A 26,603-nucleotide genomic window follows, 5' to 3' on the forward strand; every position below is an offset into this window, starting at 1 on the left:
ATTAGACGGCTATTTCCCGATACATTTCGCATCGCACGGGCAAGAACGCAGCGACTGGCAGTTTGCGGTTGAATTCATATACCGTCTATTTGAACGCTTATAGCAGCCTGCACCCCGCCGTTTGTATCAACCCAAAGTGCAGGCTGCTTTTGTATTTTTCAGGTAGCCTAAAAGCAGCCTGCAGGCAGCCCCCCTCGGAAAGGAAAAACCATGCCCAAGCCCACCCGACAAGACTTCGCTTTTTTAAATGACGCCAAAACCGAAGCCGTATTGCTCGACCTCTACACCGCCGCCGTACGCCAGATTCCCGGCCTGATATGGCATTTCCTGCCCCAACTGCCCAAACTGCTGGGCAAAGGCAGCGGCTGGACGGGCGAAAACGAAGCCTATTTCGACGACAAATACATCCCCATCGTCCCGCAGCAGGGCGCATTCCTGTATATGCAGGCTTTGGCCAAGGGCGCGAAAAACATCGTCGAATTCGGCACGTCTTACGGCATTTCCACGCTTTATCTGGCCGCAGCGGCCAAGAAAAACGGCGGCCGCGTCATCACCACCGAATACCTGCCGCACAAAGCCGAAGCCGCCCGCCGCCACTTCGCCGCCGCAGGGCTGGCCGACTACATCGAACTGCGCGAAGGCGACGCACTGGAAACGTTGCAAGACATCCCCGGCGGCATCGATTTCGTTCTGCTCGACGGCTGGCCGAACTTGGTTTACCCCGTGTTCAAACTGCTCGAACCCAAACTCGCCCCGCGCGCCGCCGTCGCCGTGGACGACGTGGAAGGCTACACCCCCGCCATGCAGGATTATCTGGACTACGTCCGCAATCCCGCCAACGGCTATGTTTCCGCCACCCTAAAGCCGCATAAGGCCTTGGAATACAGCGTGAAAACAGGCGGGTCGGATGCCGAATGAAGGCTACCTTAAACCCCAAAAAGCAGCCTGCACCTCGCTCCCTCCCCCGTGTGTGGGGAGAAACCCGAACGAAGCGACAGAAACCGTATTTCCCATCCACACACAAAGGATTACAAAATGACCAAAAAACAACCGACTATGCCGAAAACCAGCATCAGGAAAAAACTCAAAGCGGGGGATTACTTTGCCGTGCCGCTGGCAAACGGGGAATATGGATTGGGGCAGATATTGGATATGGTTGAATTTATTGATAACGCCGCGTGCGTGCTGTTTGACCAGAAATTTGTCCTCGGAGCGCCGATTACGGTCACGCCCGACAATATTGTTGCCGCAAGGTATGTAGTCGCCCAGCTGCTGAGGCGTTACTTTCCGATTGTGCACACGGGAGAGGCAGACCCCCGGCTATTAAAAAAATATTTCCCCGAAAATGAAAGATTTAAGCGGGGGGATGTGGTCGGTATGAGGAGCTATCAAACCGGCATTGTCGAAATGTTCCTCAATGCCTATTTCGGCCTAACGCCCTGGGACGAATGCTATGACCCGCATTATTATGATAATTTGCTGGTCTCTCCCGATAAAAAACCGTCGAATTTAATTTACAGCAAGTAGCCGCATGTCGGGCACTCAAATCCGACAGCCCGCCAAAAGGCTGCCTGAAAGTGCAGGCTGCTTTCAGGCAGCCCGAAAGTAGCCTACCCAATCCCCCAATTTTCAAAGAAAAGAGATGAACATGACACCGAACAACCCAACAGGCGCATCTTGGTATGCCGACCCATCGCAGGGCAGCCTGCCCGATTCGTTCAACCTGTTTCAGGAACAATTCTTAAAGCCTTTGGGCAAAACCACTGCGAACATCGAACGGGAAAAAGAAAGCGCCGAATACGGCGCGGTTCGTTTTGAAATGGACGGACAAACCTGTTTGTTTCGTCAGACCAAACACACGCCCCAAAAAATCGGCCAATTTGTCGTGCTTTGGAAACGCCCGGCAATGTCCGGCGAAATCGCGCCGTTTGACCGCGACGACGGCATTGATAAGGTGATTGTCCTGGCAGACGAACATCCGCGCTTCGGCGTGTTCGTTTTCCCATGCCGGCTGCTGGTCGAAAAAGATATTTTTTCTGAGCAATCCATAGGGGGAAAACGTGCGTTTCGGGTTTACGCGCCTTGGGTGATGCCGTCGGCGGCACAGGCCAAGCGAGCCAAAATTTGGCAATGCGCCCACTTTGTGGAACTTACAGATGCAACCCAAGGGCTGGCGCAATTAGCCAAGGTGCTTTAAGCCCAAAGGCAGCCTGCACCCCAACCAAACAAGGACTTACCATGACCATCCTCCAAGCCGAAAACCTATCCTTCGCCTTCGGGCACGTTGCGCTGCTCGACAAAGCGTCTTTCCAACTGGCCGCAGGCGACAAAGTCGGCCTGATCGGGCGCAACGGCGCGGGCAAATCCAGCCTGCTGAAAATCCTCGCCGGCGTGCAGAAACCCGACGACGGCCAGCTCATCCTGCAAAACGGGCTGAAAACCGTGTATGTGCCGCAGGAGAGCTTTTTCGACAGCGCGGCCACCGTGTTCGACATTGTGTCCGAAGGGCTGGGCAGCCTGCGCGACGTGCTGCGGCGTTACCACGAAATCGGCCGCGAACTGGCGAACGGGCAAAATGACAGCCTTATCAAAGAATTAAACGAACTGCAAAACCAAATCGAAGCGCAAAACGGCTGGCAGTTCGATGCGCTGGTGAGCCAGACCATCGGCGAGCTGGGGCTGCCTGAAAACGAAAAAATCGCCAATTTGTCCGGCGGGCAGAAAAAGCGCGTCGCGCTGGCGCAGGCGTGGGTGCAGAAGCCCGACATCCTGCTGCTGGACGAGCCGACCAACCATTTGGACATCGACGCGATTTTGTGGCTGGAAAACCTGCTGAAAAACTTTTCAGGCAGCCTGATTGTGATTACCCACGACCGCCGTTTTTTGGACAATGTGGCCAACCGCATCGTCGAACTCGACCGAGGCAGCCTGCGCTCCTATCCCGGCTCGTTCGCCAAATACAGCGAGAAAAAGGCGGAAGAACTGGCCGTGGAAGCCGAACACAACCGCCTGTTCGACAAATTCCACGCGCAAGAAGAGGCGTGGATTCGCAAAGGCATCGAAGCGCGGCGCACGCGCAACGAAGGCCGCGTTAAGCGTTTGGAAGAATTGCGGAAACAACGCGCGGCGCGGCGCGAACGGCAGGGACAGGTGTCGTTCAAACTCGATTCGGGCGAGAAAAGCGGCAAAATCGTCGCCGAGTTGGAACACGCCTCATTTGCGTACGACAACAAACTGATTATGAAAAACTTTTCCGCCGTGATTCAGCGCGGCGACAAAATCGGCCTGATTGGCGCGAACGGCATCGGCAAAACCACGTTTTTGAAGCTGATTTTGGGCGAACTCGCGCCCACCGGCGGCAAAATCCGCCTCGGCAGCAAGCAGGAAGTGGCGTATTTCGACCAGTTCCGCAGCGCGCTGAACGAAAACGACACCGTGTTCTACACGCTCGGCCAGGGCAACGATTATGTGGAAATCGGCGGCAAAAAGTGGCATGTGATGGGCTATCTGGAAGACTTCCTGTTCCACCCTGCCCGCGCCCAGTCGCCCGTGTCATCGCTTTCCGGCGGCGAGCGCAACCGCCTGCTGCTGGCCAAACTGTTCACCCGCCCTGCCAACATTCTGGTGCTGGACGAGCCGACCAATGATTTGGACATCGACACGCAGGAATTGCTGGAAGAACTGCTGCGCGACTACGCCGGCACCGTGTTCCTCGTCAGCCACGACCGCATGTTTTTGGACAACGTGATTACGCAGAGCATTGTATTTGAAGGAGAAGGCCGTCTGAAAGAATACATCGGCGGCTATCAGGACTATGCCGATGCGAAGGCGCGCGAAGAAAAAGTGCAGGCTGCCTCCGCCCCCGCCGCCAAGCCCGAAAGGCCGTCTGAAAAAGACAAACCCAAGCCCAACCGCACGGCCAAGCTGTCGTACAAAGAACAACGCGAACTCGACGCCCTGCCCGACGAAATCGCCGCGCTGGAAGCCGAACAGGCCGATTTAAACACCCAACTTTCCGACCCCGAAATCTTCAAAGACTACGAAAAAGCCGGCAACCTGCAAGCGCGCGCGGAGGAAATCGAAACGCTGCTGCTGGAAAAATTGGAGCGGTGGGAGATGCTGGAAGGGAAACAGAACGGGGGGTGATTTGGGTTTCAGGTAGCCTGATGGGGCGTTTGGAAGGCTGCCTGAAAAATACAAAGCAGCCTGCACCTTGGTTTTCCGCGTGCAGGCTGCTTTCAGGTAGCCTAAATGACGCCATAAAAGACTCTCTAAAAACGAAGCCTTTTCAAGCAAGCCCGGTTTCTGCGAAGCTGAACATACGGGCTTCCGCCTGCAAACCTATTCCCAGCCTGCCACCACCAGCTTGCCGACCATATCCCCGCGTTCCACCCGCTCATGCGCACGGCGCAGGTTGGCGGCATTGATGCCGTGCAGGATTTGGGTGGCGGTCGGGCGGATGATGCCTTCGTCCACCAGCCGCGCGGTTTCGGCCAGGATTTCGCCCTGCCGTTCGATGTCTGCCGTTTCGCGCAGCGGGCGGGTAAACATAAATTCCCAATGCAGCGACAGGCTTTTGCCTTTGAGCGGGTTCACGTCCAGCGTTTCGGGGTCGTCAATCAGCGCGATTCTGCCTTGTGGGGCGATGAGTTCCACGATTTGCGGCAGATGGCGGTCGGTATGATTGGTGGAAAAAACAAACGATGGCGCGCCGATATTTAACGCGGCAACCTGTTCCGCCATGTTTTCATGATGGTCGATGACGAAATCCGCCCCCAATTCCTTCACCCACGCGCGGCTTTCGGGGCGGGAAGCGGTGGCGATGACTTGAATGTCGGTGCGCTTTTTCAGCAACTGGATGGCAAGCGAGCCAACCCCGCCTGCACCACCGATTAAGAGCAGCGCATTGGCGCCGCCTGCCACGGGTTTGTTCACGTCCAAGCGGTCGAACAGCGTTTCCCATGCGGTAATCGCCGTCAGCGGCAGCGCGGCGGCTTGGGCAAAATCCAGCGAACACGGTTTTTTGGCGGCAATGCGTGCGTCCACCGCTTGTAATTGTGCGTTCGAACCTTGGCGGTTGATGGCGCCCGCGTAATACACTTCGTCGCCGACTTTGAAATGCCGCACTTCGCTGCCGACTGCCTGAACGATGCCAGCCGCGTCGTAACCCAATACGCGGTACTGCCCTGCCGCAGGCGTATGCGCCGCCCGAACTTTCACATCGGCAGGATTCACCGAAACCGCCTGCACGGCAACCAAAATATCGTGCGGCCGCAGTTCGGGTTCGGGCAATTCGATGTCGAGCAGGGCTTCAGGGTTGGAAACGGGCAAAGGGCGGTTGAAACCGATGGCTTTCATGATGTTCTCCTGTTAGGTCGTCTGAAAGCGTGTATCATGCGCCTGAAGCACACCATTAACAAGAACGCACTTATTTTTCATATAGTTACATAAAGGATACTGCCATGCCACGCACACCGCACCCAAGCTACGACTGCGCCGAAGGCTGCTCGGTGGAAGCCGCGCTTTCCGTTATTGGCGGCAAATGGAAAGGCACGATACTCTATCGCCTGCACACGGACGGCATGCTGCGCTTCAACCAAATCCGCCGCATCCTGCCCGATGTGTCGCAGCGCACGCTGACCGCACAACTGCGCGCATTGGAAGCCGACGGCATCATTTCGCGCACGGTGTATCCCGAAGTCCCGCCGCGCGTGGAATACCGGCTAACGGATTACGGTAAAACGCTCGCACCGGTGCTGCTGGCATTGAAGGCATGGGGCGACGGCTTAAAAGGGAAACGCGCGGCGGGCAAGGTGTAGAACGGCAACACCGAAAGGCTTCCGAAATCTTCAAAGACGACGAAAAAGCAGCCTGCACGCGCGGAGGAAATCGAAACGCTGCTGCTGGAGAAATTAGAGCGGTGGGAGATGCTGGAAGGGAAGCAGAACGGGGGGTGATTTGAGGTTTCAGGTAGCCTGAGAGGCCGTCTGAAAGGCTACCTGAAAAATAAAAAGCAGCCTGCACATTTGGAAAACAAAGTGCAGGCTGCTTTTCATACACCAACCACGCGCACACCCATGCTTTCAGGTAGCCTTTAAACAACAAAAATAAAACACAAAAGCCAAAAAACGCCCAATTATTTCTTATTGAGAAAATATATTCTTCTCCAAACGGGATTGTTCGCACAAAAGTTTCCCGTAAAATCATCCGCTTCAAAACGAATTGGGAAAAACCATGAACAAAATGCCCGTATTGTTTGTCGGACACGGCAGCCCGATGAACGCGCTGGACGCGGAAAACCCGTTCAACCAAGGCTTCCGCCGCATTGCGCAGAAATTTGCCAAGCCCAAAGCCATTCTGATGATTTCGGCGCACTGGTACGGCAACCGTTTGCAGGTAACGTCCGGCGAACGCCCCGAAATAATTTACGATTTTTACGGCTTCCCCGCAGCACTCAGCCAAGTGCAATATCCCGCGCCCGGCTCGCCCGAACTGGCGGGGCAGGTGCGCTCGTTGTTGCAGCCTGCAAATGTGGAAACGAACCCGGAACGCGGCTTCGACCACGGCGCATGGGCGGTGCTGAAACACCTGTATCCCGAAGCCGACATTCCCGTGGTGCAGCTCAGCCTGAACCTGATGCAGCCTGCACAATGGCATTTTAATTTGGCGAAAAAACTCGCCCCGCTGCGCGAACAGGGCGTGCTGGTGGTCGGCAGCGGCAACATCGTGCACAACCTGCGCGCCATGCGCCGCGAACCCGCCGCGGGCTACGACTGGGCAATAGACTTCCGCAATGCCGTCAACCGCGCCCTTGCCGCGCAGGACAACGACACGCTGGTGCATTACGAACGGCTGGGGGAAGCCGCCACGCTCTCCGTGCCGTCGCCTGAACACTACCTGCCGCTGCTCTACACCGCCGCGCTGCGCGAACCGCAGGACGATATGGAAATATTTAATGACGAACTTGCCTTCGGCTCAATCAACATGACTTCCGTTTTGATAGGGTGAGAGACAATGACAAAACAACGCGGACCGGAACCCCTGCGCGCCTGCCCAAAAGCCCGCTACGAAGACGGCTTAGACACGGCGAAATCGGACGTATTGGCTGACGTATTGCGACAAATCGGCTGCACGCAGGCAGCGGAAATCCTGACCAACCTCGCCGCCGAAGCGCAAGCCAAGCAGCGCATTGCCGACGGCGCAAACCTCGTCCGACAATTCGGCGTGAGCGGCGTGCCGTTTGCGGTGCGGCAAACCGAAAGCTGCTGGGCGCAGATTGCTTCGAACAGTTTGGGCTAGGATGGGTTGCAGGCGGATTGAACATGGTTTTCAGGTAGCCTTTTGGCTGTACAGAAACTCGGTTTCAGACGGCCTGGAGCACGGCTACCCGTTTCATCGGCCATGATTCCGTTGTCCAAACGCGTGCAAATTCTTCGGCGAAACCGTGTTGCTCGGCGTAGGTTTGCAATTGTTGCAGCCAGGTTTTCGGGGCGATGTCGGCGGCGGCGCGGGTGGTGTGCAGCAGGTAGGGGCGTGTGTCGTAGGCGCGGATGATGTGTTGGCTGACGGCATTTAAGGCTTGGGGATTGTGGTCGGTTTGTCGGGCGATTTTTTCGTATTGCGACAAAATGGACGTCCGCACGGTTTCGCGTTCGGCGGCGGTGCGCGGGTCGGGTCGGGCGGTGGTGGCTTGGATGACGATTAGGGGTGGCAGTTGCCCTTCGGCGAGCGCAGCGGCGAGGCGCAGGTGTCCGTCTAAAATCAGCCAGCGGCTAGACAGGGCGGTGAGTTCGTACACCAAGACGGGCGGCAGTTGGTTTTGCCGTGCGCGTTTGCGCCAATATTTCAGACGGCCGTCTTCGGCGTGGTGGGTTTTCAGGGCGATGAAGCGTTCGGCTTGGGTATAAAAATTGTTGTCCAGCACGTCGAAACGGCTGCCTGAAAACAGCCATTGGGCGTAGTTTTCGTCGGTTTCGGGCTGCCCTAAGGCAGTGTCGTGCCAACATTCGCCCCATTGCGGGGGCAGGGTTTGGGCTGGGCGGTAGTCGAAGTGCCATTCGCCGATGCCGAGCAGCCCTGCGTTGTGGGCGGCGAGTTGTTCGATGAAATATTTGTTCCACAACAGGCCTTGCTCTGCGGCGGGTTGGCGGGCGATGCGTTCGTTTACGCGGCTGCCGATGTGCCCGACGGGCTGGTATGCCTGCCAGCTTTCGGCGTAGCTACGGACGAGGTAAACGTCGTATAAATCGTGGCTGAAGAACGACCAGAATACGGGTTCATCGCGGCAAGTCAGGCTGAGGCTGATGCCGTCGGGTGTGTGGAGTTTCAGGTAGCCTGGCGTTTGACGGTCGATATGCAGGGCAAGGCTGCTGGGTGAGGCGGGATTCTGGGTCAGGTTGCCGCTGTATTGTTCCAGCGCGGCGTTGAGCGATTGGTAGTGCACGGGGTGTCCTTTGTGCAGGCTGCTTTTTTGGCTTTAACTTTGCGGAAACTCCGTTTCTTGGTGGAAACGGAGTGTTTATTTTACTGAAGCCTCTGCTTTCAGACGGCCTGAATGTGGTCAGCGGATGTGTGGGGGAATCACTATCCGTTGATGTGAAGCCATTTAGGATGCAGGCTGCTTTGGAACAAACACGCGATACGCGCCGCGCAGGGCGAAAAATAACAACGCGCCGATGAACAGCAGCCCGATGGAGAGTGCAATCGGTTCGTCAATATTGCGCCACCAGCCGATGCCCGCCCATGCAAAGGCGGCGGCAAGCGGCAGATACCAGCAGCACAACACGGTGTATTTCCACCACTGCGGCGTTTCGTCCGGCACGGTTTCGCCTTCGGCCAACGCATTCTGCCAATCGTCGAAGCGGCGGTGGAACCACATCAGCGGCAGGGCGAACAGCGGCACGGCGATGAGCGCGTCCAGCAGGGCGGATTTGCGCTCGCGGTTGAATCGGGCGGCTTGTTCGGCATAACGGTAGAGTTGCACGCCGTCCACTTCCATTTCATACAGGCGCGATCCGCTGTATTTCACTACGGCCGGTTTGCCGGCGTGGGCATAGGCGAGTTCGCAGGCGTCGCGCAGGTCGGCGGCGCAGTTCAAATGCAGGGTTTCACCGCCGTTGGGGAAGGGAAGGTAGTTGGTGCCGCTCACATGGCGGCAGGGGCGGCCGAGTATGAATTGGACAAACTCGTTTTGGGATACGGCATCTTGCCTGGCATAACATTCGGTTCTTGCGTTATACGGTTTGGCGGGCACGATGCCGCGTGCTTCGCGCAATTCGCCGTATGAGGCCGCCGTGCCGCCGTAAAAGGCGATGACCATACCCGTAACGGCAATCAGCAGATAAATCCATTGCAGCGAGGATATGCCGCTTTTGCCGGCGGGGAATCTGTCGTAAAGCCGTTTCTCGCCACGTGCCAGCGAGCGGATGCGCAGATACAGCACCAGCGCGGTCGCCAGCAGTATGCCCCATAGCACGCCGTTCACGGGCAGAAACCAGCCGATACCGAATGCGGCAACGATGTAGAAGAACATGGCGCGGTAGAGCGCGTGCGGGGTTTTGGAGATACGGGTGGGGAGGTTGGGCACGATGAATTCTCCGAGAATAGGCTACAGGCTACCTGAAAATGTTTCCAGCCTGTGTTCGCATAAACCATAGCAGGTTAAATTGGCTTTCGATGCAAGGCGGAGCAACGCTATGGCGAAAGTTAAATTGGTTTGTCGGATATGGTAAGATGGGCTGGCCATTTTAAAACATTTCCAGGAGACCGTGATGCTGTGGATTCTTTTGCTGCTGGGCGCATGCGGCGTGGTGGGCGTGATGGTGTACAACCGATTGGTAATCGCGCAAAACCAATACCGCAACGCCTTCTCCCAAATCGGCGTGCAGCTGCAACGCCGGCATGATTTGATTCCCAATTTGGTGGCTGCCGCCAAAGGCTACCTGAAACATGAAAACGACACATTTACGCAGGTGACACAGGCGCGCAATCAAGCCGCTGGCGTGTTGGGCGGCACACGGCCGGAAAATGCGGAGGCGGTGGCGCAGCTTTCTGCCGCCGAAACCCAGCTCACCCAAGCCGTGCGCAGCCTGATGGTGCAGATTGAGGCCTATCCGGATTTGCAGGCTGCCGCCAATATGCGCCAGCTGGCCGAGGAAATCACCAGCACAGAAAACCGCATCGCCTTCGCCCGCCAGGCTTATAACGATGCAGCCATGGGCTACAACACGCTGTGCCAACTGTTTCCGCACAAAATCATCGCCGCCTATTTCGGCCATCGGCAACCGGCACAGCTGCTAGACTTCCCCGACCGTGCCAAATATCAAACGCCGCCCGAGGTGAAGTTTTAAGGGCTGGTAATCTGGAATACGTTTAAAGGCTACCTGAAAGCGGGTTTTTCGTTTTCAGGTAGCCTTTTTGCGAGTCGCCGGATTGCATCGGTTGGGCTGCCTGAAAATGAGGCTTTCTGATGCTGGGTGTCGGGCGGATTTTATAGTGGATTAACAAAAATCAGGACAAGGCGGCGAGCCGCAGACAGTACACACGTTACGGCAAGGCGAGCCAACGCTGTACTGGTTTTTGTTAATTTACTAAATTTGGCAAACGGGTTGTTTGCAAGCGCAGTTCCAAATCCGAGCCATATAGCCAATTGAATTCAATTAACCTGGCTGCCTAATGTGGAAAGGCTACCTGAAAACGGATGGTTTGGTTTTCAGGTAACCTTTTATGCCGTATGGAAACGGTTATACCAAGAATTTCTTGATGTCGATACCTTTTTTCTGGGCTTCTACAATCCATTTCGGCCGTTTGCCCACGCCGCCCCAAGTTGCTCCGGTTTGCGGATTGCGGTATTGCGGGCGGTTTTGTTTTTCTTTCAGACCTGCTTCGATATCGGCAATGTTGATTTCAAAGTCTCGCATGATGGCCAGAATCTGATTGACTTTCTTTTTGCGCTCGGAAGTCAAACGGCGTTGGATACGGTCTTCCAGCATTCTTTTCTGTTCTAAAAGTTGGTCTAAAGTTTCGCGTGCTGCCATGATGTTTCCTTTGCGGAGGTTGTTAAAGTTTATTTCGGGGTCGATTATAAGGGTATTTCGGCTTTTTGTGCCAGAAGTAAATTGCCGGTCGGGCACAGATAGGCGCCCAACCGGCTCGGTTTCTTTATTGGAAATCAGGCTTCGGCTTTCAGCAAATCTTGCAATTCGCCGGCTTCATACATTTCCATCAGAATATCGGATCCGCCCACGAATTCGCCGTTCACATACAGTTGCGGGATGGTGGGCCAATTGGCGTATTCTTTGATGCCTTGGCGGATTTCGGGGTTTTCCAATACGTTTACCGTAACGAAATCATTGCAGCCGGCGGCCTGCAGGATTTGCACGGCGCGGGAGGAGAAGCCGCATTGCGGGAATTGTTTGGTGCCCTTCATAAACAGTACTACGCGGTTGCTGTTTACGAATTGTTTGATTTCTTCTTGGATGCTCATGGTGTTTCCTTTTATGGATTAAATTAGGGATCAAAATTCGGGTGAGAAACGGCGGCCATTATAGCGGATTACATTTGCTTTCGATACCGGAAGCGGCAGCAAAACGGATGCGCCATAGCCGATTCATTGTTTATTCCGGGCGTGTCCACACGGCGGCGAAGAAGCCGTCTGTGTGGTGTTCGGCGGTGGAAAGCTGCAGATAGGGGCTACCTGAAAATAATTCCGGGCAGTCAGGCAGGAGTTCGGCGGCGTTTACCGGCTGCCAATTGGGGTGGGCGGCGCTGAAGCGTTCGGCTTGGTGTTCGTTTTCAGCCGCAAGCACGCTGCAGGTGGCATACACCAAACGGCCGCCGGGGCGCACCAGGCGGGCGGCGGCTTCGAGGATGGCGGCCTGTTGCTTTGCCAATTCGGCGAGGCGTTCGGGCGATTGGCGGTATTTCAAATCGGGGTTGCGGCGCAGGGTGCCCAGGCCGGAGCAGGGTGCGTCCACCAGCACGCGGTCGGCTTTGCCAATGAGGCGTTCGAGGCGCGGGTCGGTTTCGCTGCCGATGCGCTGCGGGCTGATGTTGGTGAGGCCGGCGCGCACCATGCGTGGCTTGAGTTTGGCCAGTCGCTTTTCGGCCACGTCGAAGGCGTAGAGGCGGCCGCTGTTGTTCATGGCGGCGCCCAGGGAAAGGGTTTTGCCGCCTGCGCCGGCGCAGAAATCGACGATAATTTCGCCGCGCCGCGCGCCGGTGAGGCGGGCGAGCAGTTGGCTGCCTTCGTCTTGTACTTCGATGGCGCCTTCCAAAAACAGCGGGTGGCGCATGAGGGCGGATTTGTCGTGCAGGCGGATGCCCCACGGCGAATAAGGCGTGGCTTCGCAGCGGATGCCTTCATCTTGCAGTTGGGCGAGCACTTTGTCGCGTTTGGCTTGGAGGGTGTTCACGCGCAAATCGAGCGGGGCAGGAGTGGCGGTGCTGCGCCCGAAGGCGAGGATGTGTTCGTCGCTCCAGCCTTGGGTGCGCAGTTGGGCAATGAGCCATTCGGGCAGTTCGGCGGCGGTGTTCAGCTGCGCGGCAAACTCGGTTTTTTTGGCTTTCAGGCAGCCTAGAAACTCAGTCTCTTCGGCATGGGCGCAATCGGCCAGGGCGGAAATGCTGATGCCGCGACCCAATACCAGGGCGGCCAGAGCGGCGCGGCGGGATTGGCGCACGGGATCGGGCAGCACGCTTTGGATTTTCTGCAAATGGCGCAGGGCGGCGAACACGGTTTCGGCAATTTCGTGCCGGTCTTGGCGGCCGAGTTTTTTGTGGCTGCGGAAATAGGCGGAAACGAGGGCGTCGGCGGGCTGCTCGAAGCCGAGCACTTGGCCGAGCAGGGTGGAAGTATGGAGGAGTTGGGTGGGGGTCATTTTGGCGTGGTGGTTTCAGGTAGCCTGGGAAGGGGGAAAGGCTACCTGAAAACGGGCAGATAAGAAACAGACAGGCTGCGGGGCGGCTTGTCTGTTTGGTTTGGGTTTCAGGTAGCCTGTGTTGCTGCTTACTTGGGCGGCTGCAGGGGCGTGCCGTCGATTTTGCCGCTGCGCAGTTTGAGCTCGTAGGTTTTGCCGTCGTCGGTGTATTTGATGAGGGCGGGGATGTTGGCGAAATCGGGGGCGAAGGAATATTCAATGGTGTCGTCGCCGCGCTGCACGCGGAAGCGGTTGACGGCAATGCTGGCGCCGTTGATGTTGTAGCGGGCGGGGGGCAGGCGGGTCATGCCGCGCACGGGGTAGACGCGTTTGCCGTTGGTGATGTGCAGGTTGGCGGGCAGTTGGCCGTTGTTGAGTGCGAGCTGCCAGGCCAGGGTGAAGAGGTCGAAAGTGGGGCCGCTGATGGGCTGGCTTTCGGTGTGGCCGGCTTTGCCGTAGGTGATGGTTTTGCTGCCGTAGTCGAAGGTGGCGCCAGCATAGGCGCGGCCTTTGCGGGTGTCGCTGTAGCGGGCGGGCTGCAGGCGGTTGCCGCTGATGCTGCCGTTGGAGGAAAAGCGCATTTTGTAGAGCGGCACGTTGATGTCGGCGTTTACGTTGTAGCGGCCGCCGTTTTGGTTGAAGGTCATCACGGCGGGCACGCCGTAGGGGCCGATGTAGTGCAGCTCGGCGTTTTTGGGAAAGGCGGTTTCGGCAGCGGCGGCGGGCGCGGCCAGCGCGGCGGCGCACAGGGCGGCGGCCGTGCCGAGGCGGAGGGTGAGACTGGTCATTTGGGGTTCCTTTGCTGAAAAAAGGGAAGGTGCGCTGCGAATCAGCGGCTTTGGGGCGGCATTATAGCCTTAAGTTTTGCATCGGGGGCGTGCGGTTACATGGTTTGACGGGAATTTTCAGGTAGCCTGCGGCGGGGGAGGCTACCTGAAAAACCAAGCTGCGGTTTCAGGTAGCCTTCGTGACTGCGGTTGTGGCCTTATTGCTGGGAAGAGGGTTGGGGCGATTTCCAGAGGTATTCGGGTTTGATGATGTCTTCCAGCCAGTTCCAATATACCACCAGTTTGATTTCGCCGTAGGCAAAGCCGGAAATCTCGTAGGGCGGGTAGCGGAATTCGATGCCGTCGGTGGAGAAGATGAAGTTTTCGGTGAGTTCGGGTTTGCCGTTGAGGCAGCTGCATTGCTGCTGGTATTGGTCGTATGCCTCTTTCAGCTTTTCTTTCAGCTTGCCTTGCTGGCCGGGCCGGATGATGTCTTGCAGGCCGAGGGCTTGTTGTTTGTTCAAATCGACCATGAGGTATCGGCTGCTATATTGGCCGTGTGCGCCGCCGGTGTATTCGTCGTGAGAAAACTCGAATACGGCGGTGTTGCCGCGCTGGTAGAGGAAGTGGACTTGATCGGTTTGGTTGTTGTATTGGCCGAGTGCGGATTTTTCTTCGGCGGAATATTGTACGATTTCATATAAATCGTTTTGAATCTGCTGATAGGCCTGGCGCAGCTCTTCATCGTTTCTCACAGGCTTTTCTTTGGTGGAATAGCTTTCGTATAGCTTCTGTTTGAGGAGTTGGTCGAGCCAGGCTTGGCCGGTGTCGGGCAGGGTGAGGCTGGTTTCGGCGCAGTAGTCATTTTTTTGTACACAGCGTTTCTGGCGGAAGAAATCGCGGGATGCGGTGGCCAGCACGGGCGCGGTGGTGCCTGCGGCGGGTTGGGATGCAGTGCCGGTATCGGAAGCAGACGAAGCGGTGTTCGGAGAATCGGCAGCGGGTTGGCCGCAGGCGGCGAGCAATAGGGCGGAAACGAGGGGGAGTAGGCGGATGCGCATGATGGTGCTTTCTAGATGATCGGTTGGGTTTCAGGTAGCCTGATTATAGGCGGGCAGGAGGCTACCTGAAAATGGCTCAGGCGGGGTGGAGGCTATATTTATATAGATGAGGATGCTCGGATACGGAAAAGGCTACCTGAAAAACCGTTTTCAGGTAGCCTTCCGATATTTTAAGGGTTTAACGCCCGGGGAACAGGCCTTTCATACCATGCGCCATGCGCATGAGTTTGCCCATGCCCTTGCCGCCGAACATTTTCATCATTTTTTGCGACTGCTCGAACTGCTTGAGCATTTTGTTCACTTCCTGCACGGTGGTGCCCGCGCCGGCGGCGATGCGGCGTTTGCGGCTGGCTTTGAGCAGGGCCGGATTGGCGCGCTCTTTCGGGGTCATGGAATTGATGATGGCTTCCACTTTGCTCATGGCTTTTTCCGCCGTGCCTTCCGGGATTTGTGCGGAAAGCTGCCCCATTTCGCCGGGCAGTTTGGACATCAGCGATTCGATGCCGCCCATATTGCGCATCTGCTGGATTTGGGCTTTGAAATCGTTCAGGTCGAAGCCTTTGCCTTTGTGCAACTTTTTGGCCATGCGTTCGGCCACTTCCTGATCGATGCCTTTTTGCACGTCTTCAATCAGGGAAAGCACGTCGCCCATGCCGAGAATGCGGCCGGCGATGCGGTCGGGGTGGAAGGGTTCGAGGCCGCCGATTTTTTCGCCGGTGCCGATGAATTTAATCGGTTTGCCGGTAACGTGGCGCACGGAAAGTGCCGCGCCGCCGCGCGCGTCGCCGTCCATTTTGGTGAGGATCACACCGGTAAGCGGCAGGGCTTCGTTGAAGGCCTGGGCGGTGTTTACGGCATCTTGGCCGAGCATGGCATCCACCACAAACAGGGTTTCCACCGGATTCACGGCTTCGTGCAGCGCCTTGATTTCGGCCATCATGACTTCGTCCACCGCCAATCGGCCGGCAGTATCGACCATCAGCACGTCGTAGAAATGCTTTTTGGCGTAATCCAGCGCGGCCTGGGCGATGGCCACGGGCTGTTGGGAAACGTCGGAGGGGAAGAAATCCGCGCCTACTTGCTCGGCCAGGAGGCGCAGCTGCTCGATGGCGGCGGGGCGGTATACGTCGGCCGACACCAGCAGCACTTTCTTGCGCTGCTCTTCTTTGAGCAGGCGGGCGAGCTTGCCGGCGGTGGTGGTTTTACCCGCGCCCTGCAGACCGGCCATCAGCACCACGGCAGGCGGCACGGCGGCCAGATTGAGGCTGCTGTTCTGCGTGCCCATCAGCTCGGTGAGCGCTTGGTTGACCACGCCGATAAAGGCCTGGCCGGGCGTGAGGCTGCCGATTACTTCGTGGCCGACGGCGCGCTCTTTCACGCTGGCCATAAAGTCTTTTACCACCGGCAGCGCCACGTCGGCTTCCAACAGCGCCATGCGCACTTCGCGCAGGGCTTCTTTGATGTTGTCTTCGGAGAGGCGCGCCTGGCCGCGCATTTTTTTGGCCCACTGGCTGAGGCGGCCGGATAGGTTGTCTAACATAGTTTTCCTTGTCATGCTGGGGAACCGCCCAAATGCTGTATTGGCTCGTTTTATTGCTAGCGGTTTCGCCCAGCCGATAAATGGGTTTGATTCGGGATCAGATAGCGGATTGGTTCACTTTGCCGAAGCGGGGCGTAGTTTTGCAGAAACTTCGTTGCGTGGCGTTTAATTGCGCTGAAGCTTTGCTTTCAGGTAGCCCCTAGCAGGCGGCAAAGTTTGCTAAAATCGCGGCATTTTACACTATTACGCGCAGCCTTTGCGGCTTTCCTGATGGAAAAGCGGGCGCGCAACACACGGAAAAAGCATGGCTGTATTGTTTGTCTTGCTCGCGCTGCTTTATGGCGGCATGGGCGTGTTTGCCTGGTGGTTCGGGCGGCAAAATGCCCGGCGGCCATATCCGCTCAAGGGCGAGCTGCTGTTGCTGGCGGCGCTGCTGCCTGCGCACGCGGCGGCGGTGTGGCAGCCGCTGCTGCTCAGCCGTTTCCCCAACGGCATCGGCTATGCCCTGTGCCTGATTACCTGGCTGATGCTGCTGTTGTATTGGTGCGGCAGTTTCTTTTATCCGCTGAAGGGCTTGCAGCTGCTGCTCTATCCCTTTGCCGCGCTTTCCATGCTGGCCGCCGCGCTGTGGCCTGCGCCGGGCGCGGATTATGCGGTGGACAATATGCCCTTCGCGCTGCATGTGGGCGCATCGGTGTTTTCCTACAGCCTGTTCGGCATTGCCGCGCTGCTGGCGCTGCTGATCCTGCTGCTGAACCGCCGCCTGCGAAACCACCGCATTTCGCCGCTGGTGTCTTTCCTGCCGCCGCTGTTGAGTCTGGAAAAACTGATGTTTCAAAGCATGCTGGCGGGTTTTGTGCTGCTCACGGTATCGGTGGGCGGGGGGCTGCTGTTTTCGCCGGAAATTTTTGGCAAGCCGCTCGCGCTCACGCACAAAAGCGTGTTCGGCGTGCTTTCTTGGCTGGTGTATGCCGGCATCCTGCTGCTGCACCGCACCCGCCGCTGGCGCGGCCGCACGGCGGCGCTGTGGTGCGTGGCGGGATTTGTGTGCCTGATGCTGGCCTATGTGGGCAGCAAGTTTGTGTTGCAGGTGTTGCTGCATCGGGTGTGAATGTGTTGGGATGAATGGAAAAGGCTACCTGAAAGTTTTCAGGTAGCCTTTGTTCGCACCATTTTTGGCATACATCAAATAAGCGGCAGATAAGCCCGTCTGCAGGTTTGACTGTTGCCTCGTTGCTGTTATTCTGCGCCGGATTCTTTTGTTTCCCCTTGATTTCAACCACAGGAGATACCCGATGAAAAAATTGATTTTATCCGTTGCTATTGCTGCTTTGCTGGCCAGCGCCGGCGCTTGGGCGCATGGTACGCCGGCGGCGAATGAGCCGAGCAAAACGCCGGTAGACCGCAGCATTCAGGTGTACAAAGCAGCCGACTTCCAGCAGTGGGACCGTGAAAAAGCCGCAGGCGGCGAGGGCAAGCTGCTGGGGCGTTTCGCCTACACCCGCCACCAAACCGGCGAGCAGGATGCGATCCGCGAAATCGGCTGGCTCACGCTGCCGCCGGGCGCGTCTATCGGCCTGCACAAGCACACAAACAATGAAGACGTGTACCTGATTGTGGAAGGGCGCGGCACATTTGTGGGCTCAGATGGCAAGGAAGTGCCGGTGTCTGCCGGCGACGTGACCATCGCCCGCCCCGGCCAGTCGCACGCACTGAAAAACACCGGACGCCGCCCGCTGCGCTTTATCAACTTTATCGGCCAGCTGCCGAGCGCCGCTTCGCCTGTGCAATAGCTTTGCCTGATAGAAACAGAGGCTACCTGAAAGTTTTCAGGTAGCCTTTACCGCCTTATCCCGTATGGAAAAATAATGAGTTTGGCTATAAAATTGCCCAGTCTGCCCATCGCGCAGGTATTCACCAATTCCAACGGGAAAGTCTATGAACAAACTCTTCGCCACCGTAGCCACCGCGCTCTTGCTGGCCGCTTGTAATCCCAATCAAAACAACAGCCAAAATAATGCGGCATCTGCGCCGCCTGCTGCTTCGAACTCCGCTGCAGCCCAAGCCGAAGGCCAGCAGCCGCCCGCCATGGCGCTGCCTGCCGATGCAACAGAGCTTGAAGCGGCTGCCGCCAAAGCTGTGGAAGGCTATCAGCCCGCTGCCGAGAAGCAGGTGATTTATTTCGACAAAGATTCCAAACCCACCGATAAACCCAGCCCCGGCGGCTATTACCGCGAAGTGTTAGGTACCATGCCCGACGGTCGCTTGGTGGTGCAGGATTTCTACCAAGACAGCGGCAAACCGCAGATTCTGCCTGCCATTCTCTCTAAAGATGGCGATCCGAAAAATTTCTCCACCGATGTGAACGATAGCCTAGTGGTGTGGAAAGAGGAGGATGGCACGGTATCTTCCGCCAGCAAATTCATCCAAGGTAAGCTGGACGGCTGGATGGGCATATACCGCGACGGCCGCCTGGTTATCCAAGGCCGCGACAGCGATCCTGAGTTGGAAGGCGAAGTTGTATTCTTCTATAACGACGGCAAACCGATGATGTGGGTGCGTCCTGCTGCCGACAAACAGCACGTTATCCTCAGCACCTACTACCCGGGCAGCGGCAGCATTCTATTCAGTGCCATCCATAATGCTAATGGTGAAGGAGATCCTGTGATGTCCGCCTGGGACAAACAAGGCAAACCTACCGAACTGCCTGCCGTTCGGGCGGATTTGGAAGCCGTGCAGGCGGCCATGACCGATCTGCAGGAATATGCAAATCGGCACGGAGCCCTGAAGGACGGTGGCGGGCAATCCGCTTCCACACCTAAGTAATTTATGACCTTACAGCCGCTTAACACGAAGTGATGCCAACGTTCCCATGCTAAGCGGCTGATTCTTTCCCCACCCCCCGCTTTTCACACAAAAGGAGCTTCAATATGTCTCAATTCGACGTAGTGGTCATCGGTGCCGGCCCCGGCGGTTATGTTGCCGCCATCCGCGCCGCACAGCTGGGTTTCAAAACCGCCTGTATCGATGCCGGCGTGAACAAGGCCGGCGACGCCCCCGCTTTGGGCGGCACCTGCCTGAACGTGGGCTGCATTCCTTCCAAAGCCCTGTTGCAATCGTCCGAGCATTTCCATGCCGCACAGCACGACTTTGCCGAACACGGCATCACCGTGGGTAATGTGCAGTTTGACGCCGCCAAGATGATCGAGCGCAAAGACGCCATCGTCACCAAGCTCACCGGCGGGATTAAATTCCTGTTTCAGAAAAACAAAGTAACCAGCCTGTTCGGCACGGCCTCCTTCGTGGGCAAAAACGGCGATTTCTGGCAGCTGGAAGTGGACGACAAAGGCGCAAAAACCACGGTTGAAGGCAAGCACATCATCGTGGCCACCGGCTCCACCCCGCGCGCGCTGCCCTTGGTGGACATCGACAACGTGAACGTGCTGGATAACGAAGGCGCATTGAATCTGACCCAAGTGCCGGCTAAGCTCGGCGTTATCGGCGCAGGCGTTATCGGTTTGGAAATGGGCTCGGTGTGGAAACGCGTGGGCGCGGAAGTCACCATTTTGGAAGCCTCCCCCGTGTTCCTCGGCGCCGCCGATCAGCAGATTGCCAAAGAAGCGTTCAAATACTTCACCCGCGAGCAGGGGCTTGATATCCAGCTGGGCGTGAAACTGAATAAAATCACCAGCGGCAGCAAAGTGGTGGTGGAATACAGCAACGCCAAAGGCGAAGCGCAAACTGCCGAGTTCGACAAGCTCATCGTGGCCATCGGCCGCGTGCCCAACACCCACGGCCTGAATGCCGAAGCGGTCGGCCTGCAGAAAGACGAGCGCGGCTTCATCGTGGTGGATGGCGAATGCCGCACCAACCTGCCCAATGTATGGGCCATCGGCGACGTGGTGCGCGGCCCGATGCTGGCGCACAAAGCCAGCGACGAAGGCGTGGCCGTGGCCGAACGCATCGCCGGGCAGAAACCGCACCTCGATTTCAACACCATCCCGTGGGTCATCTACACCGACCCAGAAATCGCTTGGGTGGGCAAAACCGAAGAGCAGCTCAAAGCCGAAGGCGTGGACTACAAAAAAGGCACGTCCGGCTTTGCCGCCAACGGCCGCGCCCTGGGTTTGGGCAAAGCCAAGGGTACGGTGAAAATCCTGGCCGATGCCAAAACCGACCGCATCTTGGGCGTGCACATGATCGGCCCGATGGTGAGCGAGCTGATTAGCGAAGGCGTGGTGGGCATGGAATTCTGCGCCAGCAGCGAAGACATCGCCCGCATCGTCCACGCCCACCCGACCCTGTCGGAAGTGGTGCACGAAGCCGCCCTGGCCGCCGACAAGCGCGCCCTACACGGCTAATCCCGCCGCCGGCCTGCCTTGTGCGAAATGGCGCACAGGGCAGGCGGGATGTGATGAAGGCTACCTGAAATGGTTTGCAGATTTCAGGTAGCCTTTTGTGTGCCTGCCGATTATGGAGCGGGCTTGGTTGGGGCGACCTGAAATGCCGGGGAGGCGGGTTTGATGATGTGGGAATCAACGGTGTTGTGCCGCTCGGTTTTCTTCTCTTTCCCATTCGCTATATATCCGCCCTGCTGCCATAGCTAAGGCTACCTGAAAATAGGGCGAACGTATTTCCGGCTTCGTTGATGCTTTGCTTTCAGGTAGCCTGCAATGTTGCCGACGGCAGCCGATTTCGTGGAGCGAGGTTGATATAGTGAATTAACAAAAACCAGTACAGCGTTGGCTCGCCTTGCCGCACTATTTGTACTGTCTGCGGCTCGCCGCCTTGTCCTGATTTTTGTTAATCCACTATAATCCGCCCGCCCAAGCTGCTGATGCCGTGCTAAAATCCGCCCGTTGCCAGATAGGGATAACGGCCATTCCGTTGGCCGATTGATTTTCAGGTAGCCTCTCCTCAGCTTGAGGCTACCTGAAAATTTTCATCTCCCTCCGGCCGCTCTTGCCATCCATTCAGAATACGAAAGCCCATGATCCGACACCGCTTCCTCCCAATCTTTGCCGCCCTCCTGCTCGCCGCCTGTACCGGCCTTGGCACGCAAATGTCTGCCGAAAGCTGGCGCGACGATGCCGCCACGCCCGAGTTTGAAGCCTCCGGCCGCATGGGCGTGAAGGAAAACGAACGCGGCAGCTATGCCAATTTTGATTGGCTGCGCACGGCCGCCGTGCAGCTGTTTGAAGTGAAAACCCCGCTGGGCAACAGCGTGGGCCGGTTGTGCCAAGACGGCGGCGGGGTGCAGGCGGTGGCGTCTAACGGCCAAGTTTACCGCGCCGCCACCACCGCCGAACTCAGCCGCCAGCTGCTCGGCTACGACCTGCCCGTGGCCTATATCGACCGCTGGGTCAACGGCCTGCGCGTGCCCGGCGAGCCCTACAGCGTGCTGCCCGACGGCCGCCTGCAGCAAATGGGCTGGAAAATCCAACGCAATTTGGGTGAAGACGGCCAAGTGCGCATGCTGCTGCTGGAACGCACCGGCCTGAGCCTGCGCCTGGTGTTCGACCGCTTCGGCCAACCGGAGCAGCGCCCCGGCAGCTGCGCGGATCATGCCGGGCAGGCCGTATGATGCAGCCGCACCCCGCCGCCCGAGCCTTTCCCGCCCCGGCCAAGCTCAATCTCGACCTGCGCATCATCGGCCGCCGGGCCGACGGCTACCATTTGCTCGAAAGCATCTTCTGCCTGATTGATTTGTGCGACACAATATGGCTGTTGCCGCGCGAAGACGGGCAAATCATCCTGCACAACCCCGCCGGCGGCATTCCGCCCGAACAAGATTTGAGCCACCGCGCCGCCCGCCTGCTGCAACAGTTTTCAGGTAGCCCCGCCGGCGTGGAAATCTGGCTGAGCAAACATATCCCCAGTGGCGGCGGGCTGGGCGGCGGCAGCTCGGATGCCGCTACCGTGCTGCTTGCCCTCAACCATTTGTGGCACACCGCCGTGTCGCCCGAAACGCTGCGGGCACTCGGCCTGAAGCTGGGCGCGGACGTGCCGTTTTTCCTGTTCGGCCAAAGCGCTTTTGTGCAAGGCATCGGCGAAATCCTGAGCCCGCTGGCCGTGCCGGAACAGTGGTATGTGGTGGTGCGCCCCGATGCGCATGTGGCCACGCCGAAAATCTTCGCCCACCCTAATCTCACCCGCAACAGCCCGCCCTGCGCGCAACCCGGTTTCACGCAACTGCAACCTTTCCGCAACGATATGCAGGCCGTGGTGCTGGCCGAATATCCGCCCGTGGCCGCCGCCTTTCGCCTGCTGCAAAACTACGGCACGCCGCAGCTGACCGGCTCCGGCGCCTGCCTGTTTATCGCCTGCGCCACGCAAGGCGAAGCTGAGTATATCTATGGCAGGCTACCTGAAAACCTGGCCGCCTGGTGCGTGCGCGGTTTGGATCGGCATCCTTTGCAAGCCGTCTTGGAAAATAACGAAAATATCAAACATGCTTGACAAGATACCGAAAAAAACGCATAATTCGCGCCTTTCCTGAATCGCCTGCCGCAACAGCAGGTTTGTACTGGGGATTCGCCAAGTTGGTTAAGGCATCGGATTCTGAATCCGACATGCGTAGGTTCGAATCCTACATCCCCAGCCAGATTCGTCAATAATACATTTGGGGATTCGCCAAGCTGGTTAAGGCACCGGATTTTGATTCCGGCATGCGTAGGTTCGAATCCTACATCCCCAGCCACCTTACAAAAGCATGTACGCGTACATGCTTTTATTTTTATCGTTGCGTCATGCGGCGCAACAGGCTACCTGAAAATAAGCGCAGCACGTTTCGCCAAAACAAAACCGGCGCGAAAACCGGAGAGGCGGGAATTTTCTTGCCGTGAAACCGCGTTTATCCGGTTTTGATTGCTTTATTGGGGATTGGGACAAACCCCGCGTAGGCATCCGTTGCCCAATCCCGACATCGGGCCAACACAAACGGCGGATATTCCGCACAAACAGCACTTTGGTTTTGCCTGTGCTCGGCGTATAATCCGCCGTTTGCAAGCCAGTCAAACCCAAACGCGAGGGAGCGGCAATGTTTCCCACAGTCGGCGGCGAGACCGCAAACAACACAGGTAATGAAGAAATGGCATATGAGAGTTTAATGGTATTCGCCGGCAACGCCAGCGCCGGCTTGGCTGAAAACGTGGTCAAACACCTCGGTATTTCCTTGGGGCGCGCCTCCGTGGGCAAATTTTCCGACGGCGAAATCGCCGTGGAGCTCTTGGAAAACGTGCGCGGCCGCGACGTGTTTATTTTGCAGTCCACCTGCGCCCCCACCAACGATAATCTGATGGAGCTGCTCACCGTGGCCGACGCGCTCAAACGCGCTTCCGCCGGCCGCATCACCGCCGCCATCCCCTATTTCGGCTATGCCCGCCAAGACCGCCGCCCGCGTTCCGTGCGCGTGCCGATTTCCGCCAAGCTGGTGGCCAATATGCTCGCCACCGCCGGCATTGACCGCGTGCTGACCGTGGATTTGCATGCCGACCAAATCCAAGGCTTTTTCGATATTCCGGTGGACAACATCTATGCCACCCCGATTTTGGTGCACGATATCCTGCAACAACGCATCGAGAACCTCACTGTGGTTAGCCCCGACATCGGCGGCGTGGTGCGTGCTCGTGCCGTGGCCAAGGTGCTGAACACCGACTTGGCGATTATCGACAAACGCCGCCCCAAAGCCAACGTGGCCGAAGTGATGAACATCATCGGCGATGTCCAAGGCCGTACTTGTCTGATTGTGGACGACATGATCGACACCGCCAACACCCTGTGCAAAGCCGCTTCCGCCTTGAAGGAGCGCGGTGCGGAACGCGTGCTGGCCTATGCCACCCACCCCGTGTTCTCCGGCGAAGCCGTGAGCCGCATCGCATCGTCTGATATCGACCAAGTGGTGGTTACCGACACCATTGCCCTGTCTGATGCCGCCCGAAACTGTGACCGTATCCGCCAGGTTACGATTGCCGGCTTGCTGGCCGAAACCATGCGCCGCATCAGCAACGAAGAATCTGTCTCATACCTCTTCAACGAGGATGTGGCATCCCCGGGAGCATTGTTCCTCCCGTAATCCCCGCCGTCAGGGTTGGTCGCAGCCCGGCAGACGGCTTTTTTAACTTAAATGGAGTTTTACCATGTCTTTCAAAATCGAAGCCCAAGTGCGCGAAGAGCAAGGTACTGGTGCGAGCCGCCGCCTGCGCCGCGAAGGCCGTGTGCCTGCCGTAGTTTACGGCGCCGGCTCTGACGCCACTGCTGTTTCCGTTGACCACAAAACCGTATTCTTCGCCCTGCAGAAAGAAGAGTTCCACACCGCCATCATCAAACTGGCGCTGAACGGCAAAGAGCACGACGTGATTGTGCGCGACTTCCAGATGCACCCTGTTCGCCGCGAAGTGCGCCACATCGACTTCCAAATCGTGGAAGCCGGCAAACCGATCAAAATCCGCCTGCCGCTGCACGTGGTTAATGCCGAGAAATCTCAGGCCGTTAAACTGCAAAACAGCCGCGTGGCTCTGCTGAGCACCAGCGTGGAAGTGCTGCTGGATCCGAAACATATCCCGTCCGAACTGGTTTTGGATTGCGAAAAAGTTGTGGCAGGCGATGTATTGCACCTGTCCGACATCCAATATCCGGAAGGCGTGGAAAGCACCTCCCTGCGCCGTGGCGCCAACTTGGCCGTAGCCACTGTAACCGCCGCAGGCAAATAAGCCGGACGGCTTTGATAACAAACCCCGCTGCCAAGCGGGGTTTTGTTTGGCCGGTGTTTCGGTGTGAAGGCTACCTGAAAAGTTGTAGCCCTAGTTTTCAGGTAGCCTCTTTGTATTTGGAAAAGGCTACCTGAAAAAGCTTCCCTGCCTTCTTCAGCCCGCAGCCTTTCTGCGTTTGGTGTTAAAATCCTGCCCAAACCCAATTACGGAAAAACCATGGACCACACTCTTGAAGTCAGCCCCATCAGCCGCCCCGTGCTTGTTCCGCCGGGTGGGCAAAATAAAGTCTTGCTTCACTCCTGTTGCGCCCCGTGCAGCGGCGAAGTGATGGAAGCCCTGCTTGCTTCCGGCATCGACTACACCATCTATTTCTACAACCCCAACATCCACCCGCTCAAAGAATACCTGCTGCGCAAAGAGGAAAACATGCGCTTTGCCGACAAATTCGGCATCCCATTCATCGATAAAGACGACGACTACGAAAACGACCGCAAAGAATGGTTTGAAAAAGCCAAAGGCATGGAATTCGAGCCCGAGCGCGGCATCCGCTGCACCATGTGTTTCGACATGCGCTTTGAAAAAGCCGCCCAATATGCCCACGAAAACGGCTTTCCCGTGTTCACCAGCAGCCTCGGCATTTCCCGCTGGAAAAACATGAACCAAATCAACGATTGCGGCCGCCGTGCCGCCGAAAAATACCCCGGCCTGGTGTATTGGGATTTCAACTGGCGCAAAGGCGGCGGCAGTGCGCGCATGATCGAAATCAGCAAGCGCGAGCGTTTCTACCAGCAGGAATACTGCGGCTGTGCCTATTCCCTACGCGATTCTAATGCCCACCGTAAATCACAAGGGCGGCCACCGATTAAAATCGGGGTGAAGTATTACGGTGATGAGGAGGATGCCGGTTGATTGCTGCCGGTTGTATGGAAAGGCTACCTGAAAATTTTCAGGTAGCCTTTATAGCAAGCCGAATTGGTTTTCGATAAAAGAAGGGCGGGCTAAAAACAGTATGTTAAGTCGAGCCAATGCTGTAGCGAAGTTAGGCCGGTTTGCTCTATACATTTGCACACGGCATGGCCAAGCCATCCAACGGTTGATACACGATTATCAGTAAGGGGCTGTTTATGCCCCTTTTGCTTATTTTTTAGCGGAATCTGAGGTTTTCTCGTCATCTCATATTTACAAATATTTTCATTTTACATAAGCCTAAGCGGGAGGGAGTGTAAGGGTTTATGCATAGGCGAATTTAATGTAAATATATAATTTAATAGAATATAGTTTATTTTGTAGCAAAATTATCTATATGGAAATAATCATGGTGTACTGCTTCTTGAGGTGTTCTTGACTTGCATCAATGAAAGGGGGTTAATGTTTCTTGACGAAGATTATTGCTAATATTAGGATTATATTAGCAATTCTTCTTGGTTAATGCGGCAATTAGGCTGCATTGTTCCAACCAGGATGTCAAAACATGTGCCGCCCGGCGGCAGCTTTATCACCCGACGGCGGTACTGTAACGGCAACGGCAAGTGGCCGTTGTACAGAGTATGGCCGATTCAACGAATACCGACACAGGTATCTTGCTGTATTGTAAGGCGGATTCTTCT

Annotated in this window: 26 protein-coding genes and 2 tRNA genes; 19 read left to right on the forward strand and 9 right to left on the reverse strand. The window is 57.0% G+C overall.

Features of this window, described 5'->3' with window-relative positions; all coding sequences use genetic code 11:
• Positions 1–210: 210 nt before the first annotated feature.
• The 4 genes from A7Q00_RS04820 (at position 211) to A7Q00_RS04835 (ending at position 4,146) form a co-directional block, all read left to right on the forward strand.
• On the forward strand, positions 211–918 hold the full coding sequence (locus A7Q00_RS04820; protein WP_064089486.1) for an O-methyltransferase: 708 nt from the start codon (positions 211–213) through the stop codon (positions 916–918).
• A gap of 117 nt (positions 919–1,035) precedes the next feature.
• Positions 1,036–1,527, forward strand: a complete 492-nt coding sequence (locus A7Q00_RS04825) for a hypothetical protein (protein ID WP_064089487.1) — start codon at positions 1,036–1,038, stop codon at positions 1,525–1,527.
• A 121-nt stretch (positions 1,528–1,648) separates the two neighbouring features.
• A complete protein-coding gene (locus A7Q00_RS04830; protein WP_082887749.1) occupies positions 1,649–2,197 on the forward strand; it encodes a MepB family protein in 549 nt (182 codons plus the stop codon).
• Between the two features lie 41 nt (positions 2,198–2,238).
• On the forward strand, positions 2,239–4,146 hold the full coding sequence (locus tag A7Q00_RS04835; RefSeq protein WP_064089488.1) for an ATP-binding cassette domain-containing protein: 1,908 nt from the start codon (positions 2,239–2,241) through the stop codon (positions 4,144–4,146).
• Positions 4,147–4,341: 195 nt separating this feature from the next.
• Here the strand turns inward: A7Q00_RS04835 and A7Q00_RS04840 are convergent, their stop codons facing one another.
• Positions 4,342–5,358 carry a zinc-binding alcohol dehydrogenase family protein gene (locus A7Q00_RS04840; protein ID WP_064089489.1) on the reverse strand — a complete coding sequence of 339 codons (1,017 nt, stop codon included), beginning with the start codon at positions 5,356–5,358 and terminating at the stop codon, positions 4,342–4,344.
• A gap of 104 nt (positions 5,359–5,462) precedes the next feature.
• On the opposite strand from A7Q00_RS04840, the gene A7Q00_RS04845 reads away from it, so the two are divergent.
• From A7Q00_RS04845 to A7Q00_RS04855, 3 genes are all read left to right on the forward strand, one after another.
• Positions 5,463–5,819, forward strand: a complete 357-nt coding sequence (locus A7Q00_RS04845) for a winged helix-turn-helix transcriptional regulator (RefSeq protein ID WP_003784232.1) — start codon at positions 5,463–5,465, stop codon at positions 5,817–5,819.
• A 415-nt stretch (positions 5,820–6,234) separates the two neighbouring features.
• Positions 6,235–7,008, forward strand: coding sequence for a 4,5-DOPA-extradiol-dioxygenase (gene ygiD, locus A7Q00_RS04850; protein WP_064089490.1), 774 nt, complete (start codon positions 6,235–6,237; stop codon positions 7,006–7,008).
• 6 nt (positions 7,009–7,014) lie between these two features.
• The gene (locus tag A7Q00_RS04855) at positions 7,015–7,299 is read left to right on the forward strand and encodes a hypothetical protein (protein WP_245637527.1); all 285 of its coding nucleotides are present in this window, start codon (positions 7,015–7,017) and stop codon (positions 7,297–7,299) included.
• 64 nt (positions 7,300–7,363) lie between these two features.
• On the opposite strand, the gene A7Q00_RS04860 is transcribed toward A7Q00_RS04855, so the two are convergent.
• Positions 7,364–8,443, reverse strand: coding sequence for a hypothetical protein (locus tag A7Q00_RS04860; protein WP_064089491.1), 1,080 nt, complete (start codon positions 8,441–8,443; stop codon positions 7,364–7,366).
• 162 nt (positions 8,444–8,605) lie between these two features.
• Positions 8,606–9,586 carry a hypothetical protein gene (locus A7Q00_RS04865; protein ID WP_245637528.1) on the reverse strand — a complete coding sequence of 327 codons (981 nt, stop codon included), beginning with the start codon at positions 9,584–9,586 and terminating at the stop codon, positions 8,606–8,608.
• A gap of 184 nt (positions 9,587–9,770) precedes the next feature.
• Here A7Q00_RS04865 and A7Q00_RS04870 point away from each other — a divergent pair, with 184 nt between their 5' ends.
• Positions 9,771–10,349: a LemA family protein gene (locus tag A7Q00_RS04870; protein WP_064089492.1), complete on the forward strand. Its 579-nt coding sequence runs from the start codon at positions 9,771–9,773 to the stop codon at positions 10,347–10,349.
• Positions 10,350–10,742: 393 nt separating this feature from the next.
• Here A7Q00_RS04870 and A7Q00_RS04875 read toward each other — a convergent pair whose 3' ends face one another.
• The 6 genes from A7Q00_RS04875 to ffh all read right to left on the reverse strand — a co-directional run bounded on the left by A7Q00_RS04875 (position 10,743) and on the right by ffh (position 16,285).
• On the reverse strand, positions 10,743–11,036 hold the full coding sequence (locus tag A7Q00_RS04875) for an H-NS histone family protein (protein WP_064089493.1): 294 nt from the start codon (positions 11,034–11,036) through the stop codon (positions 10,743–10,745).
• Positions 11,037–11,170: 134 nt separating this feature from the next.
• Positions 11,171–11,485 (reverse strand): Grx4 family monothiol glutaredoxin, encoded by a 315-nt coding sequence (gene grxD, locus A7Q00_RS04880; protein WP_064089494.1) that lies wholly within the window; start codon positions 11,483–11,485, stop codon positions 11,171–11,173.
• A 130-nt stretch (positions 11,486–11,615) separates the two neighbouring features.
• Positions 11,616–12,878 carry an RsmB/NOP family class I SAM-dependent RNA methyltransferase gene (locus A7Q00_RS04885; protein ID WP_064089495.1) on the reverse strand — a complete coding sequence of 421 codons (1,263 nt, stop codon included), beginning with the start codon at positions 12,876–12,878 and terminating at the stop codon, positions 11,616–11,618.
• Between the two features lie 128 nt (positions 12,879–13,006).
• Positions 13,007–13,705, reverse strand: a complete 699-nt coding sequence (locus A7Q00_RS04890) for a DUF3108 domain-containing protein (RefSeq protein ID WP_064089496.1) — start codon at positions 13,703–13,705, stop codon at positions 13,007–13,009.
• A 197-nt stretch (positions 13,706–13,902) separates the two neighbouring features.
• Positions 13,903–14,745 carry an RsiV family protein gene (locus tag A7Q00_RS04895; protein ID WP_064089497.1) on the reverse strand — a complete coding sequence of 281 codons (843 nt, stop codon included), beginning with the start codon at positions 14,743–14,745 and terminating at the stop codon, positions 13,903–13,905.
• Between the two features lie 178 nt (positions 14,746–14,923).
• Positions 14,924–16,285 carry a signal recognition particle protein gene (gene ffh, locus A7Q00_RS04900; RefSeq protein WP_064089498.1) on the reverse strand — a complete coding sequence of 454 codons (1,362 nt, stop codon included), beginning with the start codon at positions 16,283–16,285 and terminating at the stop codon, positions 14,924–14,926.
• A 304-nt stretch (positions 16,286–16,589) separates the two neighbouring features.
• Between ffh and A7Q00_RS04905 the strand changes: the two genes are divergently transcribed.
• The 11 genes from A7Q00_RS04905 (at position 16,590) to A7Q00_RS04955 (ending at position 25,905) form a co-directional block, all read left to right on the forward strand.
• Complete coding sequence (locus tag A7Q00_RS04905; protein WP_064089499.1) at positions 16,590–17,396, forward strand: cytochrome C assembly family protein; 807 nt, start codon at positions 16,590–16,592, stop codon at positions 17,394–17,396.
• Positions 17,397–17,580: 184 nt separating this feature from the next.
• Positions 17,581–18,078 (forward strand): cupin domain-containing protein, encoded by a 498-nt coding sequence (locus tag A7Q00_RS04910; protein ID WP_064089500.1) that lies wholly within the window; start codon positions 17,581–17,583, stop codon positions 18,076–18,078.
• Between the two features lie 145 nt (positions 18,079–18,223).
• Positions 18,224–19,111, forward strand: a complete 888-nt coding sequence (locus A7Q00_RS04915) for a toxin-antitoxin system YwqK family antitoxin (RefSeq protein WP_064089501.1) — start codon at positions 18,224–18,226, stop codon at positions 19,109–19,111.
• A gap of 104 nt (positions 19,112–19,215) precedes the next feature.
• Entirely contained in the window at positions 19,216–20,646 is a 1,431-nt protein-coding gene (gene lpdA / locus A7Q00_RS04920; RefSeq protein ID WP_064089502.1) for a dihydrolipoyl dehydrogenase, read from the forward strand.
• A 629-nt stretch (positions 20,647–21,275) separates the two neighbouring features.
• A complete protein-coding gene (locus tag A7Q00_RS04925) occupies positions 21,276–21,869 on the forward strand; it encodes an outer membrane lipoprotein LolB (protein WP_064089503.1) in 594 nt (197 codons plus the stop codon).
• Positions 21,866–22,744 carry a 4-(cytidine 5'-diphospho)-2-C-methyl-D-erythritol kinase gene (gene ispE, locus A7Q00_RS04930; RefSeq protein WP_064089504.1) on the forward strand — a complete coding sequence of 293 codons (879 nt, stop codon included), beginning with the start codon at positions 21,866–21,868 and terminating at the stop codon, positions 22,742–22,744. Before A7Q00_RS04925 ends, ispE begins: the two co-directional genes overlap by 4 nt.
• A 68-nt stretch (positions 22,745–22,812) precedes the next feature.
• Positions 22,813–22,889 (forward strand) — tRNA-Gln (locus A7Q00_RS04935).
• A gap of 19 nt (positions 22,890–22,908) precedes the next feature.
• A tRNA-Gln gene (locus tag A7Q00_RS04940) sits at positions 22,909–22,985 on the forward strand.
• Positions 22,986–23,375: 390 nt separating this feature from the next.
• On the forward strand, positions 23,376–24,359 hold the full coding sequence (locus tag A7Q00_RS04945; RefSeq protein ID WP_156503741.1) for a ribose-phosphate pyrophosphokinase: 984 nt from the start codon (positions 23,376–23,378) through the stop codon (positions 24,357–24,359).
• 64 nt (positions 24,360–24,423) lie between these two features.
• Positions 24,424–24,996 (forward strand): 50S ribosomal protein L25/general stress protein Ctc, encoded by a 573-nt coding sequence (locus A7Q00_RS04950; protein ID WP_003824618.1) that lies wholly within the window; start codon positions 24,424–24,426, stop codon positions 24,994–24,996.
• A 216-nt stretch (positions 24,997–25,212) separates the two neighbouring features.
• Entirely contained in the window at positions 25,213–25,905 is a 693-nt protein-coding gene (locus tag A7Q00_RS04955) for an epoxyqueuosine reductase QueH (RefSeq protein WP_064089506.1), read from the forward strand.
• Positions 25,906–26,603: the final 698 nt, after the last annotated feature.

The organism is Eikenella halliae (genome assembly GCF_001648475.1).
Lineage (GTDB): Bacteria > Pseudomonadota > Gammaproteobacteria > Burkholderiales > Neisseriaceae > Eikenella > Eikenella halliae.